Source organism: Paraburkholderia sp. SECH2, from assembly GCF_030464795.1.
GTDB classification, from domain to species: Bacteria; Pseudomonadota; Gammaproteobacteria; order Burkholderiales; family Burkholderiaceae; genus Paraburkholderia; species Paraburkholderia aspalathi.
Window position 1 is genome coordinate 248,854 of record NZ_JALPRH010000001.1, and the last position, 13,826, is coordinate 262,679.

Here is a 13,826-nt window from a genome sequence, read left to right on the forward strand (position 1 = left end):
ACATGGCGAAGAACAAGGTGAAATGCGCATTGATCGGACCTGGCAACATCGGCACGGATCTGTTGGCAAAGCTGCAACGCAGTGACGTGCTCGAACCCGTGTGGATGGTGGGCATCGACCCCGAGTCCGATGGCCTGAAAAAGGCGCGAGAGTTTGGCCTGAAAACCACGTCGGAAGGTGTAGACGGCTTGCTGCCTCATGTAAAAGCTGACGACATCCAGATCGCATTCGACGCGACGAGTGCATACGTGCATGCGGAAAACTCGCGCAAGCTCAATGAACTGGGTGTGATGATGATCGATCTCACGCCGGCGGCCATTGGTCCGTATTGCGTGCCGCCCGTCAATCTGCAACAGCACGTCGGCCACGGCGAGATGAACGTCAACATGGTGACTTGCGGCGGCCAGGCGACGATCCCCATGGTGTATGCGGTGTCGCGCGTGCAGCCCGTGCGCTACGCCGAAATCGTCGCAACCGTGTCCAGCCGATCGGCCGGTCCAGGAACGCGCAAGAACATCGACGAGTTCACGCGAACGACAGCCGGTGCAATCTCGAAGGTAGGCGGCGCAAAGGAAGGCAAGGCGATCATCATCATCAACCCCGCCGATCCGCCACTCATGATGCGCGACACCGTGCATTGCCTCGTAGAAGGCACGCCCGATACCGCCGCGATCGAGAAGTCCGTACACGACATGATCGAACAGGTACGCAAATACGTGCCCGGCTACAGGCTCGCCAATGGCCCCGTGTTCGACGGCGATCGAGTCTCGATCTACCTGGAGGTCGAAGGCCTGGGCGACTATCTGCCGAAATATGCCGGCAACCTCGACATCATGACGGCCGCCGCCGCGCGCACCGCCGAGATGTTCGCCGAACAGATCCTGAGCGGCTCGCTCAAGCTCGAACCCGCCGCTCATTAAGGAGGAATCGGACATGAACTTCAAAGGCAAGAAGGTCGTGGTGCATGACATGACGCTGCGCGACGGCATGCATCCGAAACGTCACCAGATGACGCTGGACCAGATGAAGGAGATCGCGCAAGGTCTGGACGAAGCGGGCGTGCCGCTGATCGAAGTCACGCACGGCGATGGCCTGGGCGGCAGCTCCGTGAACTACGGCTTTCCCGCCCACACTGACGAGGCCTACCTCTCCGTCGTCATCCCCCTCATGAAGCAGGCGCGCGTCTCGGCGTTGCTGATTCCGGGCATTGGCACGGTGGACCATCTGAAAATGGCACACGAGCTTGGTGTGAACACGATCCGCGTGGCCACGCACTGCACGGAAGCCGACGTCTCTGAACAGCACATCACGCTCGCGCGCAAGCTCGGTATGGATACCGTCGGCTTTCTGATGATGGCGCACATGAATACGCCCGAGGGTCTCGTGAAGCAGGCGAGGCTAATGGAAAGCTATGGTGCGAACTGCGTCTACGTGACCGACTCCGCCGGATATATGCTGCCCGAGGACGTCAAGGCCCGTCTTGCCGCTGTCCGGGCGGCGCTGGAACCGGAGACCGAACTCGGCTTCCATGGTCACCATAACCTCGCCATGGGAGTTGCGAACTCCATCGCCGCCATCGAGGTTGGCGCCACCCGAATCGATGCAGCCGCCGCGGGTTTGGGCGCGGGCGCCGGTAACACGCCGATGGAAGTACTCGTCGCGGTGTGCGATCGCATGGGCATTCAGACGGGCGTCGACGTCTGGAAGATTCAGGACGTGGCCGAGGACCTGGTCGTGCCGATCATGGACTTTCCGATACGCGTCGATCGCGATGCGCTCACGCTTGGTTATGCAGGCGTGTACGGTTCCTTCCTCCTGTTTGCAAAGCGCGCAGGACAAAAGTACGGCGTACCGGCTCGTGATATCCTGGTCGAACTGGGGCGCCGTGGCATGGTAGGCGGCCAGGAGGACATGATCGAGGACACTGCGCTCACCCTGGCCAAGGAGAGATGATGCGACTAAGTGATTTTTTGGATGTCCACCCGGAAGTCGCTGCGGCGTTGGACGCAGAGCGACCGGTTGTGGCACTGGAGTCGTCGATCATCTCGCATGGCGCCCCTTGGCCAAAGAACGCCGAAACTGCGCTTGTGCTCGAAGCCGAAGTCCGTGCCCACGGCGCGATACCTGCCGCCTGCGCGATTCTGGACGGCCGTATCAAGGTCGGACTCACACGTGAGGAGATTGAGCGCCTCGCTCGCGGCGGCCGCGATGTGGCCAAGGTCAGCCGACGCGATATTCCGATTCTGGTTGCGTGTGGCGCAGATGGCGCGACGACGATCTCGGCGACGATGATCATCGCCGACCTGGTGAAGATCCGTGTATTCGCCGCTGGCGGTCTCGGCGGCGTACATCGGGGCGCGCAGGAAAGCTTCGACATCTCAGCTGATCTGCAGGAGCTCGCCCGCACGCCGGTCGCATTGGTGTGTGCCGGCATCAAATCGATCCTCGACGTCCAGCTCACGCTGGAATACCTGGAGACGCATGGCGTACCGGTGATCGGCTACGGCACCGACAGTCTTCCCGGGTTCTTTACGCGCGATAGCGAGTTCGGTGTCGATGTGCGCCTCGACAATCCTCAACAGATAGCGCGTGTCATGAAAGCCAACTGGGCGCTAGGCCTGAACAACGGCCTTGTGGTTGCCAATCCGATTCCCGAGCCATTCGCCTTACCACGTGAGGACATCGATCTCGCAATTGAGCAGGCACTGGCGGAAGCAGATGCGGAAGGTATCACCGGCAAGGGCGTGACACCGTTCCTTATTTCCCGTGTAAATGCATTGACCGACGGCGCGAGCGCGGAATGCAGCGTTCAGATCGGTCTCAACAACGCCAAGCTGGCGGCTGCGATAGCTGTCGCTTATGCGGCGCTTTAGAGCGGTACCGATCCAGACATCATCAACGCGTGTTTGATCAGCGGCCCGCACACGTCTTAGATCCGCTTCGTTTCCTTCGGTACGCCAATCAGCAACGCCACGCCGCTGACGAACAGCAGCGCGGTCAGCAAATATAACGCATTGTCCATGCTGCCCGTGTGCGTCTTGATCAGACCGATCACCCACGGGCTGACAATCCCGCTCGTAATACCGATGCTGCTGATGAGTGCAATTCCGGCCGCCACCGCAGTGCCCGATAGATAGCCCGACGGCACGGTCCAGAAAATCGGCAACGCCGCGAAGATCAGCACGGCCGCCACCGAGAGAATCGCAAGCATCGCTGGGAAGCTGCTCAGATGCAGCGTCAGCAGAGACAGTGCGATGCCGCCGCCGATCGTGCAAACCGCAAAGTGCCTGCGCCGTTCGCCACGACGATCCGAGTGCCGCGCAATCAGAATCAGGCCCACTGCGCCGACCGCATTCGGAATCACGGTGTACAGGCTGATCGCAAGCACATCGTGAACGCCGAAGTCGCGAATCATTAGCGGCATCCAGAAGCTCAGCGTCAGCGACGCGCAGGTCAGCGAAAAATAGATGAACGCGAACAGATACACCCGCGGGTTACGCAACGCTTGCATGACAGAGCGCGATGAATGCGCGTCCGATGAAACGCGGCGGTCTTCATCGCGCTGCGCGATCAGTTGTGCCTTCTCAGCGTCGTTGAGCCACGTTGCATGCTGCGGACCGTCAACCAGATAAAACGCGGCAAGCAGGCCAAGTACGATGGCCGGCGCACCTTCGATCACGAACATCCACTGCCAGCCGAACAGCCCCATCACGCCGCCCATATCGCGCATGATCCAGCCGGACACCAGGCCGCCGAGTACACCCGCCACTGCGACGCCTGCGAAGAAAATCGACAGCACGGCTGCGCGCCGCCGGGCCGGATACCAGTAGGTCAGATACAGCACGATGCCGGGAAAGAACCCCGCTTCGAACACGCCGAGCATGAAACGCAGCACGTAAAAGTGCGTGGGTTTCGACACCAGCATCATGCCGACCGATGCGATACCCCACAGCAGCATGATCCGCGTGAACGTGCGGCGCGCGCCGAAGCGCGCGAGCAGCATGTTGCTCGGCACTTCACACAACACGTAGCCGATATAGAAGACCGCCGCGCCCAAACCATACATGGCGTCGCTGAAACCAAGGTCGTGCTTCATCTGCAATTGCGCGAAGCCGATATTAATGCGGTCGAGAAACGACACCACGTAACACAGAAAAAGAAACGGAATGATCCGCATCGAAACCTTGCGATACAACAGGTCGTCGTGCGCAACGGCGGACGCGCCCAGCGCGGGGGCGAGGGATTGGCTCATCGGTTATCTCCAAACGTGAGGGTCCAGCGGACCCGCTGGGTCCGGCGTCTTGATGCGCCGCGTTTCGGTTTTCTACTGGGACGGCATGCGGCGGTATCGATGCGCCGCGCGCCGTGGTGAATTGCACGCGGCTCGAACGGCCACGCGCGTGCAGCGTTATATCGTTACCGCTTGTCGTGATTCATGTTCAGGCAACCAGCGAATGGGTCTGTGCACCTTGCCCCGAAACATCGGTCACACCTTCACGTGCGTGCCGCATCGCTTCGAGTAACGTCGCGTGATCGCCGATATGGTTGGCTAGCAACAAGATCAGTTGCGCGTTGGCTGACTGACTCTGCGCATCGTCCAGATCGCGATGCATGTCGATCAGCGCCTCGTAGAAATCGTCGGGGCGGGCGAGATTGGGTTGCGTGTTCAATGCCATCACTGTCTCCTGCTATTTTCTTTTGCCGATGTGCCGCGTTTGCCCTGCCTTCAGGCCGTACCCTCAACGCACAACGCTCGCTTCAACGCATCTTCCACAAAGCTCGCGTCGAGTTGCCGACGACGCGCACACACATGCTGGTCCGGCCGGATCAAATAGAACGTGCCCGGTTTGCCGTCGTAACGAGCGGCGGCAAGACCGTCGACGTCGTGCACCACCTTTGCACCCGAAGGCACAGCGACCTGGACATTTTTACTCGTCACCACAACGACGAGCTTCAGCGGAATCGGCCCACTTTGCAATGCATCCAGCGCAGCTTGCGTCGCCTGATCGATACCTTCCGAGCCGCAGAACAACACGCCTGTGAACTGCTGACCGAGTTGCTGTAACAACCATGCGGATTCCCCGGCGACATGAACCGGCGCATCGACGCACGATGCCCCCGGCACCATCAGACCTTCAAAGCTGTCGCTGTCCGCCGTATTCAACGGGGAATCACGCAACACCGCCGGCACCGACAAGCGGCCGCTATTCGTCAACTGCCGCGCAAACGGGTGATGCCGCGCGAGCTTCAACACAGCATCGCGGAATACGCGGCTAACCGGGCTCTTCGGCGTGATGAAATCGGTCGAACGCGTGGAGTTGCGGATGTTTTCATCAGCGGCGAATTCGCGCTCGCTTGCATACGTATCGAGCAAGGCATCGGACGCTTTACCTTCGAGCACCATCGCCAGTTTCCATGCGAGGTTTTCCGCGTCCTGCATGCCGCTATTCGCGCCACGTGCGCCGAACGGCGACACGCCATGCGCGGAATCGCCCGCGAACAACACGTTGCCGTGCCGGAAACGATCCATGCGCAAACACGAAAACGTATAGACGCTGACCCATTCCAGCTCGAACTTTGCATCCGGTCCGAGCAACGCACGCACGCGCGGGATCACGCGTTCCGGCGTTTTTTCCAGCACCGGGTCAGCGTCCCAGCCCAACTGAAAATCGATCCGCCACACGTTATCCGGCTGACGATGCAACAGCACCGATTGATTCGGATGGAACGGCGGATCGAACCAGAACCAACGCTCGGTTGGAAACTCCGCTTCCATCTTCACGTCCGCGATCAGGAAGCGATCTTTGAACGTCACGCCGTGGCTGTCGAGTCCCATCAGATTGCGCATCGGGCTGCGTGAGCCATCGGCGGCCACCACATAGCGGCCGCGTAACAGGTACTGACCGTTCGGTGTATCGACCGTCAGCGTCACACTGGCTTGAGCACTACCAGCCGTGCCGTTCTGCTGCACGCCGACCACTTTGCTCTTCCAGCGGATCTGGAGATTCGGCATCTCCTGCGCGCGTTCGAGCAGAAAGCCTTCGACGTAGTACTGCTGCAGGTTGATGAACGCGGGCCGATTGTGGCCCGCTTCCGGTTGCAGATTGAACGTGTACACCAGTTCATCTTTCAGGAACACCTTGCCGACATTCCAGCTGATGCCCTTGTCTACCATGCGCTGCCCGCAGCCGAGCCGGTCGAAAATATCGAGCGAGCGCTTTGAGAAGCAGATCGCCCGCGAACCGGTGGACAGCGAACAGTCGTCGTCGACCAATACGACCGGCACGCCCTGTTGCGCGATATCGATCGCGGTAGCGAGGCCCACCGGCCCCGCGCCGACCACGATCACGGGATAGGCCACCTGTTCCGCGTCGCCCTGCTCCGCCTGCTCCCGGCACGGCTTATAGTCGAACGACAGCGTCTGGTAGTTGATGCTCATCTTGTGTCTCCGTCCTTCTCTGCTCTGCTTGACGCTTTCCGGCGTTTCTATGCTCTTATCAGGCTTGCAGCGCGTCCCACATTTCCTTGTCGCGTTGCGCGGTCCAGATGCGCGGATGCGTGATGCCGCTCGCTTCGTCGAAGGCACGCGAGACGTCGAACGGCAGGCAGTGTTCGTAGATGAATACGTGGCCGAACTTCGGATCCATTGCCTTGCGCGTGTGCGCCATCGCGGCCTTCAGGTCGAGCTTCTGTTCGACGGCTTCGCGGCCTTGCTGCAACAGCGTGGTGACGAAGTCTTTCGTGTAATCGAGGCCCTTGTTGACGTCTTCCGGCGTGGTCAATGCGGGACCGCGGCCCGGCACCAGCTTCTCGGCCTTCAACGCGCGCAGCGCTTCGAGCGTGGCCGGCCATTGTTCCAGTTGAGCATCGCCGCAATAGCAGGCTGCGTCGTATTCGACCAGGTCGCCGGAGAACAGTACCTTCTGCGAAGGCAGCCACACCACCGTATCGCCCTTCGTGTGGCCCGCGCCCAGATGCGCGATGCGCACTTCGAGCTTGCCTAGGAACAGCGTCATTTCTTTTTCGAACACGAGCGTGGGCCACGTCAGGCCCGGCACCGTTTCGACACCGGCGAAGAGACGCGGGAAGCGCTCGATTTCCGACTTCATGTCTGCTTCGCCGCGCTCGACAATCATCTCGTACGTGCCGCGGCTCGCGATCACCTGTTGTGCGCCTTCTTCGAAATACGCCGACGCACCGAGCACGCGCACCGCGTGGTAGTGCGACAGCACGACGTATTTGATCGGTTTATCGGTGACGCTGCGAATCTTCGCGATGAGGTCTTGCGCCATGGCCGGCGTGGCGGTGGTGTCGACGATCAGCACGCCGTCGTCACCGATGATCACGCCCGAGTTCGGATCGCCTTCAGCGGTGTACGCGTAGGCGTTCTCGGATAGCTTGGTCCACGTGACTTTCTTGACTTCCAGATCGGCCTGGGATGCGAATGCCTTTGCCATGCTTGTCTCCCTCAAAAGTTGGACGTGAGGCGAGACGGCCGGCTGCGCGTTCCGATTTCAGAGGCGCGGGCTGACGGTATTGGGGGTTGTCTCGCCCCGTTTTGACTCTGTGACTGCACCGGTATGTCGGGGTGAATGCATCTTATGGCCGGGCCAGTTTATTTGTCAATAGCGAAATGTATCGCTATACGCAAATAACAGAACGCCTAAGATAAGGGCAGGAAGGCGCGGCTTTCGCGCAGGGCTTCGGCTAACATGGACCCTTTTTACGGACGAGCGCAGGTGTGAGCAAAGCAGCGAAATCGGCCACCGACAAAGGCGCGGGCGGCAGCGAGACGGCGGATGGCGGCAAGACGCAGCGCGGGATTCAGAGCGTTGAAGTGGGCGGCCGCGTGTTGCTGGCGCTCGCGCAGGCGCGCAGCCCGCTGGCTTTGTCCGATCTCGCCACTGCCGCGCAGATCGCGCCGGGGCAAGCGCATGCCTATCTGGTGAGCTTGAGCCGCTTAGGTCTGATCAAACGTGACGAACTGTCGGGCCGTTATGAACCCGGTCCGCTGTCGTTGCGGCTTGGGTTAATGCATCTGGAGAATCAGCCGGCGTTTCGCGCCGCCGTGCCACGCGTCGCCGCTTTGGCCGAGGCGATCGGGTTCAGCGTCGCGATCTGTATCGCGGGGCCGCAAGGGCCGACCATCGTCCGCTATGAGCATGCGGGCTTTCCGTTGCATGTGAATCTGCACGTGGGCACGGTGATGTCGCTGCCGGCGACGTCGACGGGTCGCGTGTTTTGCGCTTATCTGCCACGCGAGGCGTTGGCGGGGATGTGGGCGAATCAGTCGGGCTCGCTGGATAGCGCGATGACGCCGGCTGATGAACGTGCCGCGTTCGAAGCAGCTTTAGATGCTATCCGTGCACGCACGTTGGAATGCAGCGTCGATGCGCCGAGCCCGGGCATCAGCAGTTTGAGTGCACCGGTGCTCGATGCGGACGGCCGCTTGTGCCTCGCGCTGACGGTGATCGGCTCGACGGGCGTGATCGACGTTGCCGCCGATGGTCCGACGGCTCGCGCGCTGCTTGCCGCGGCTCATGACATTAGCGCTGAACTTGCGGCAGCGCCTTCCTTGTTAGCTTCTTCCGCATCGTGACCGATTCTCTCGACCTCTCCTACGCTTCCGCCGCTTCCGCCGCTTCTGCCGATGCGAAGCCGCAGCGCGGTATCCAATCGCTCGACAGCACGGGCGAATTGCTCGGCGCGCTGGTTGCGGCTGCGCGGCCGTTGAGCTTGCGCGATCTTGCGGCCGCTGCGGGCATGCCGCCGGCCAAAGCGTTTCCGCATCTGGTGAGTCTGCTCAAGATCGGTTTGCTGAACCGCGATGCTGCAGGTTGTTTCGAAGCCGGGCCTTTAGCGCTTGAGCTTGGGCTGATCGGCTTGCAGCGTTTGTCGCCGACTCGGGAAGCTGAGCCGGAAGTGGTCGAACTGGCGGTATCGACGGGAATGAGTGTCGCGATGGCGGTGCTCGGGCCGCTCGGGCCGACCGTCGTGCGACTGGAAGAATCGGCGCGGCCGCTGCATGTGAGCTTGCGGGTCGGCACGGTGATGTCGCTCGTGAATACGGCGATTGGGCGGGTGTTTGCTGCTTATGTCGCGGACGATGTGCGTACTGGGCTGCTAGCGCAGGATCATTTGCGGTTGGCAGGGGCTGAGGCGGGGGAGATTTTTGCGGGGACGGCACCGTCACCGCAGCAGCTGACAAAAGCCTACGCGCAGCGGCTCGCGCAAATCCGCGCGGATGGTATCGATACCGCGTTGAGCAAGCCCGTGCCGGGTATCAATACCTTGGCCGCGCCGGTGCTGGACCATACCGGCAGCATCTGTTTGGTGCTCGCGGTGATGGGGCCGAGCGGTAGCTTTGATAGCGAGCTCACGGGCGGCCCCGCGCAGACTTTGCGCGCGGCGACGTTGAGGTTGTCGCGACGGTTTGGGTGGATGACGGTAGCGTCGTAAAGCGTCGGCAATTCAAAGCTTGAGCGCGCCGAAGTCATTTCAGCAAGACAAGGCGCCATCTCGTAATCGTTTTGCGAGAAAACAGGCCGTTTGTAATCGTTTTGCGAGCGAAGTAATCGAAACATTGAAAAAATGCCGCGCTGTAACTATTCGATTGACTCGGCCCCAAGGGCCAACTCCATGATGTGAGTGGTCAGCAAACGAAGAGGTGACTCATGCGTTGTTCCACTCCATTCTTAAGTGCTTCCGAAGCAGCGAGACAGCTCGGCGTCTCGACCAAGGCCCTGCGACTCTATGAACAGCGAGGCTTGGTGGCGCCGGCACGCACGGTCGCCGGGTATCGTACCTACGGTCCCGAGGAAATGAATCGTGCGGCGGAAATCGTGGCCTTGCGCGCGCTTGGCCTCAGCCTCGCCCAAGTGGCACAGGTGTTGAAAGGCGACCCGCAGAGTCTGGAACCCGCGTTGGCTGCCCACGAGGCGGCGCTTGAAGCTGGAATTCGGGAGCTCGTGGAAACGATAGCCAAGGTCCGAGGGCTTCGTGCTGATCTTGCCCGAGGTCAGGCGCCTGCCGATGGAGAGCTGGCACGCTTGCTCAAACCTTCCTCGGAATTCACCACAGCTTTTGATCTCCCGTGGCCATGGGGTGGAGAACGATTCGAACTTCGCGACATCCGGCCGCTGAACTACATCATCGGTCCGTTGGGGAGCGGCAAGACACGACTGGCGAAATGCCTGGCTGAGAACATACCGAATGCCGCATTCCTGGGTCTTGAACGGCTACAGGATGGAAATGCCGTGACCGTAGGCCGCCTTGAAGCGGATGCGGCTCTCAAATCGCGAGTGGATCAGACTCTGGCGTGGCTCATTGGAGAAGGCGCGGCAGAATCGGAAGCGTTAATTGCTCTGCTCGTCGAACTGGAATCCGAAGGCCCAGCCGCCCTCGTCGTCGACATGGTGGAGCAAGGCTTAGATCAGGCGACGCAGGAAGCATTGATCATCCATCTTCGCCAACGCGCCAAAGTGGGTGGACGTCCGCTGTTTCTGATGACGCGTTCGTCGGCGATCCTGGATCTGGCGGCAATCGGCCCTGACGAATCAATTATTCTGTGCCCGGCCAATCACAGCCCGCCCACGCTAGTCGCCCCCTATCCAGGCACGCCGGGATACGAGGCCGTTGCGACCTGCTTAGCCTCGCCGGAGGTTCGCGCACGGACGGCGGGCATGATCGCCTGGCGTCCTCAAGCAGCGTGACTGTTCGCGCGTTCGTCGCAGGGCTGAAGAAGCGGGCCATCCTTCCCCGTCAATCCCCCGCCGCTTCCGGCTCATGCGACGACAACCGCGCCTTCGCGTGCCGCATCTTTTCAAGCGTCTTGGGCCGCGCCTTCAACGCGACGCCGATCGCCAGCGCATCCATGATGCACAGATGCACGAGCCGGGACACACCTGGCGTATTCGGATCGATCGGACTTGGCACGCGCAGCAGCAGCGGAATATCGACCAACCACGCTAACCGCGAGCCGACATTCGTCAGCGCAATCGTAGTAGCGCCACGCTCCTTCGCGATCTGAATACTTTCATTCACTTCGACGCTGCGGCCCGAATGAGAAATCGCAAACGCCACATCCCCCGGTTCCATCAGCCCCGCGTAAAGCCGTTGCAAATGACCATCAGTAAACGCAGTAGCCGCAATATCCAGCCGCAAAAACCTCAAAGCCGCATCTTGCGCAACAAGCCCCGAACCCGACCCAACACCAAAGAAGAAAACCCGCCCCGCGCTCGACAACGCCGCAATCGCACTCTCAACCACCGCCGGATCCAACGCAGCACACGCATGCGTGATCCCATCGACTGCTGCCTCACCCACCTTGTCCATCAACGTCTGCACGTCATCGTCACGCGCAACCGCCGTCGACGCATACTGCACCCCGCCCGCCACGCTCTGCGCCAATTGCATCTTGAAGTCGCGCAGACCATGCGCGCCGATCGCGCGGCAAAAGCGCGTGACGGAAGGCTCGGACACGTCCGCACGCTGGGCGAGCTCGGTGATGCTCGCGCGCATCGCAAAGTCGACGTCGCTCAGCACCATCTCGGCAACCTTGCGCTCGGCGGGCCGCAGATTGGCCAGCGCGCCGCGGATGTGGGGAATCAAGTTCGGTGCGGACACCCGGTGTTCCTTAAGGGTTAATTGAATCCGCGTCGCATCGCAGCTTCAGTCAGCTTGAATCAGCCTCAAGCGGCAACACGCGGTTCAGACCAGCCTGCGTCCACTCTCCGTATCGAACAGATGAATATGCTCAGCCGGCAGACGCAGCGTGACGCGCTGACCGGGCTCGACTTTCGAGCGCTGGCGAGTTGTCACGCACCACGTGTTGCCGCCTATTTTCCCGTACAAATGGGTCTCGGCGCCAGTCGGCTCGACCACTTCGACTTCCATCGTGGTGTCCGGCTTGTCAGCCATCGTTTCAATGTGTTCGGGACGCACACCAAGCGTGATTTTTGCGCCGACCACCGCCGAGTCCGGCGTGCCTTCCAGCACGACCTCGCCACCGTCGGTGAGTTTTAACGCGAAACCCTGTCCATCCGTGCGATTGACCAACACGCCTTCCGCAAAATTCATCGACGGCGAGCCGAGGAAACTCGCGACGAACAAATTCGCCGGACGGTCGTACAAATCAAGCGGACGACCGACCTGCTCGATCCGCCCCGCATTCATCACGACGATGCGGTCGGCCATGGTCATCGCTTCGATCTGATCGTGCGTGACGTAGATCACCGTATTCTTCAGACGCTGATGCAGCGCCTTGATTTCCGTGCGCATCTGCACGCGCAGTTTGGCGTCGAGATTGGACAGCGGTTCGTCGAACAGAAACAGCGAAGGCTCGCGCACCACCGCGCGGCCCATTGCCACCCGCTGACGTTGCCCACCCGACAGCGCGCGCGGCAAACGATCCAGATAACTGCCGAGGTTCAGCATCTTCGCCGCAGCTTCGATTCTCGGCTTGAAACTCGCCGACGATTCCTTGCGAATCCGCGGTCCGAACGCGATGTTTTCGTAGACCGACAGATGCGGATAGAGCGCGTAGCTCTGGAACACCATCGAGATATTGCGCTGCTGCGGTGCGAGCGTATTCGCGCGCGTGCCGCCAATCATCAGATCGCCGCCGCTGATTTCCTCCAACCCGGCCACCATGCGCATCAGCGTGCTCTTGCCGCAACCCGACGGGCCGACCAGCACGACGAACTCGCCGTCGTCGATGTTGAGATCGATGCCGTGCACCACTTGCGTGTCGCCATAGCGTTTGAAGATGCCGCTTAGTTGCACTGCTGCCATGCTGTCCTCATCGTCGTGCTGTCATGCGAACGTGTTGCCTTGCTTCATCGAGCAAAGAACACGCCGCGCTATCGGGTCAAAGCAGTTCAAAGCGAATCCAATCCATTCAAAGCGATTCGAGCGTCAACTCTTCCGCCATCAAACGGTTGCCGGCCATCAGCCCACCGTCCACCGGCAACGCGACACCGGTAATCACGCGCGCCATCGGCGATGAGAGGAACAGCACCGCATCGGCGATGTCGTCCGGTGTCGCAAAGTCGCGCAACGGGTACCACTTTTTCAGATCCTCGAAGACCTGCGGATTCTTGTCGACGCGCGCCTGCCACGCCTGCGTCTTCACCGTGCCCGGACAGACGATGTTCGCGCGGATGCCATAGCGGCCCAGTTCGATCGCCAGCGCTTTTGTGTAGCTGATGAGACCCGCTTTCGCCGCGCTATACGCCGGATGCCCGAGCGCGGCCATGCCGTTTACCGAGCCGATCAGCACCAGCACGCCCTTCTGCCGTTCGATCATCGACGCGCGCACCGCTTCCACCGAGTGATACGTGCCGTTCAGATTCAGATGAATGTCGCGCTGCCAGCTGGCGGCATCCGTCGTGGCGAGCGTCAAACCTTTGGCGGCACCCGCGTTGGCGACCAGCACGTCCACCGGGCCGCGCGTTTTCACCGCTTCGGCAACCGCTTGCTGCACTGCGGCAGCGTCACCCAGGTCGACCGCGATCGGCGTGACATGCGCGGCGCCGAGTTGCGCAACCAATCCGTGCAGCGCGACCGCGTCGACATCGAGCGCCAGCACGGTGTCGCCCTGCTCCACGAAACGCTTGCACAACACGCTGCCGATCCCACCGCAAGCGCCCGTCACCAACACCACACGATTCATGTCTGCCCTCGCCCCTCAAGCTCGTTGCAGTGCCGGTTTAGCGTGTAAATTTCCTACAAAACCGGCATCGAACAGTTGTCTAGTCATCCCGAAGATTGGGTATCCGTGACTTCGCGTTACGCAGAATACCCCTGCTTTACAGCATCTTATGCAC

13 protein-coding genes are annotated in these 13,826 nt (G+C 61.0%); 6 read left to right on the forward strand and 7 right to left on the reverse strand.

Annotation, left to right across the window (positions count from 1 at the left end):
• The first annotated feature begins 2 nt into the window (after positions 1–2).
• From M0D66_RS01135 to M0D66_RS01145, 3 genes are read left to right on the forward strand one after another with little or no spacing between them, the layout of a single operon-like run.
• The gene (locus tag M0D66_RS01135; protein WP_211705972.1) at positions 3–920 is read left to right on the forward strand and encodes an acetaldehyde dehydrogenase (acetylating); all 918 of its coding nucleotides are present in this window, start codon (positions 3–5) and stop codon (positions 918–920) included.
• A 13-nt stretch (positions 921–933) separates the two neighbouring features.
• Positions 934–1,953 carry a 4-hydroxy-2-oxovalerate aldolase gene (gene dmpG, locus M0D66_RS01140; protein WP_211705973.1) on the forward strand — a complete coding sequence of 340 codons (1,020 nt, stop codon included), beginning with the start codon at positions 934–936 and terminating at the stop codon, positions 1,951–1,953.
• Positions 1,953–2,873 carry a pseudouridine-5'-phosphate glycosidase gene (locus tag M0D66_RS01145; RefSeq protein ID WP_301772624.1) on the forward strand — a complete coding sequence of 307 codons (921 nt, stop codon included), beginning with the start codon at positions 1,953–1,955 and terminating at the stop codon, positions 2,871–2,873. The genes dmpG and M0D66_RS01145 overlap by 1 nt, the downstream gene beginning before the upstream one ends.
• Positions 2,874–2,929: 56 nt before the next feature.
• Here the strand turns inward: M0D66_RS01145 and M0D66_RS01150 are convergent, their stop codons facing one another.
• The 4 genes from M0D66_RS01150 to M0D66_RS01165 form a co-directional block, all read right to left on the reverse strand.
• The gene (locus tag M0D66_RS01150; RefSeq protein ID WP_211705975.1) at positions 2,930–4,252 is read right to left on the reverse strand and encodes an MFS transporter; all 1,323 of its coding nucleotides are present in this window, start codon (positions 4,250–4,252) and stop codon (positions 2,930–2,932) included.
• Between the two features lie 187 nt (positions 4,253–4,439).
• Positions 4,440–4,676: a DUF2783 domain-containing protein gene (locus M0D66_RS01155; protein ID WP_211705976.1), complete on the reverse strand. Its 237-nt coding sequence runs from the start codon at positions 4,674–4,676 to the stop codon at positions 4,440–4,442.
• 50 nt (positions 4,677–4,726) lie between these two features.
• Positions 4,727–6,439 carry an FAD-dependent oxidoreductase gene (locus M0D66_RS01160; protein WP_211705977.1) on the reverse strand — a complete coding sequence of 571 codons (1,713 nt, stop codon included), beginning with the start codon at positions 6,437–6,439 and terminating at the stop codon, positions 4,727–4,729.
• A 58-nt stretch (positions 6,440–6,497) separates the two neighbouring features.
• On the reverse strand, positions 6,498–7,457 hold the full coding sequence (locus M0D66_RS01165) for an MBL fold metallo-hydrolase (protein WP_201082675.1): 960 nt from the start codon (positions 7,455–7,457) through the stop codon (positions 6,498–6,500).
• Positions 7,458–7,741: 284 nt separating this feature from the next.
• On the opposite strand from M0D66_RS01165, the gene M0D66_RS01170 reads away from it, so the two are divergent.
• The 3 genes from M0D66_RS01170 (at position 7,742) to M0D66_RS01180 (ending at position 10,712) form a co-directional block, all read left to right on the forward strand.
• Complete coding sequence (locus M0D66_RS01170) at positions 7,742–8,599, forward strand: IclR family transcriptional regulator (RefSeq protein WP_211705978.1); 858 nt, start codon at positions 7,742–7,744, stop codon at positions 8,597–8,599.
• Positions 8,596–9,459 (forward strand): IclR family transcriptional regulator, encoded by an 864-nt coding sequence (locus M0D66_RS01175; RefSeq protein ID WP_211705979.1) that lies wholly within the window; start codon positions 8,596–8,598, stop codon positions 9,457–9,459. Before M0D66_RS01170 ends, M0D66_RS01175 begins: the two co-directional genes overlap by 4 nt.
• 215 nt (positions 9,460–9,674) lie before the next feature.
• A complete protein-coding gene (locus tag M0D66_RS01180; protein ID WP_211705980.1) occupies positions 9,675–10,712 on the forward strand; it encodes a MerR family transcriptional regulator in 1,038 nt (345 codons plus the stop codon).
• 49 nt (positions 10,713–10,761) lie between these two features.
• On the opposite strand, the gene M0D66_RS01185 is transcribed toward M0D66_RS01180, so the two are convergent.
• The 3 genes from M0D66_RS01185 to M0D66_RS01195 form a co-directional block, all read right to left on the reverse strand.
• The gene (locus M0D66_RS01185) at positions 10,762–11,625 is read right to left on the reverse strand and encodes a MurR/RpiR family transcriptional regulator (RefSeq protein WP_211705981.1); all 864 of its coding nucleotides are present in this window, start codon (positions 11,623–11,625) and stop codon (positions 10,762–10,764) included.
• 84 nt (positions 11,626–11,709) lie between these two features.
• Positions 11,710–12,792 (reverse strand): ABC transporter ATP-binding protein, encoded by a 1,083-nt coding sequence (locus M0D66_RS01190; protein ID WP_211705982.1) that lies wholly within the window; start codon positions 12,790–12,792, stop codon positions 11,710–11,712.
• A gap of 106 nt (positions 12,793–12,898) precedes the next feature.
• Complete coding sequence (locus tag M0D66_RS01195) at positions 12,899–13,672, reverse strand: SDR family oxidoreductase (protein ID WP_200576451.1); 774 nt, start codon at positions 13,670–13,672, stop codon at positions 12,899–12,901.
• Between the last annotated feature and the right edge of the window lie 154 nt (positions 13,673–13,826).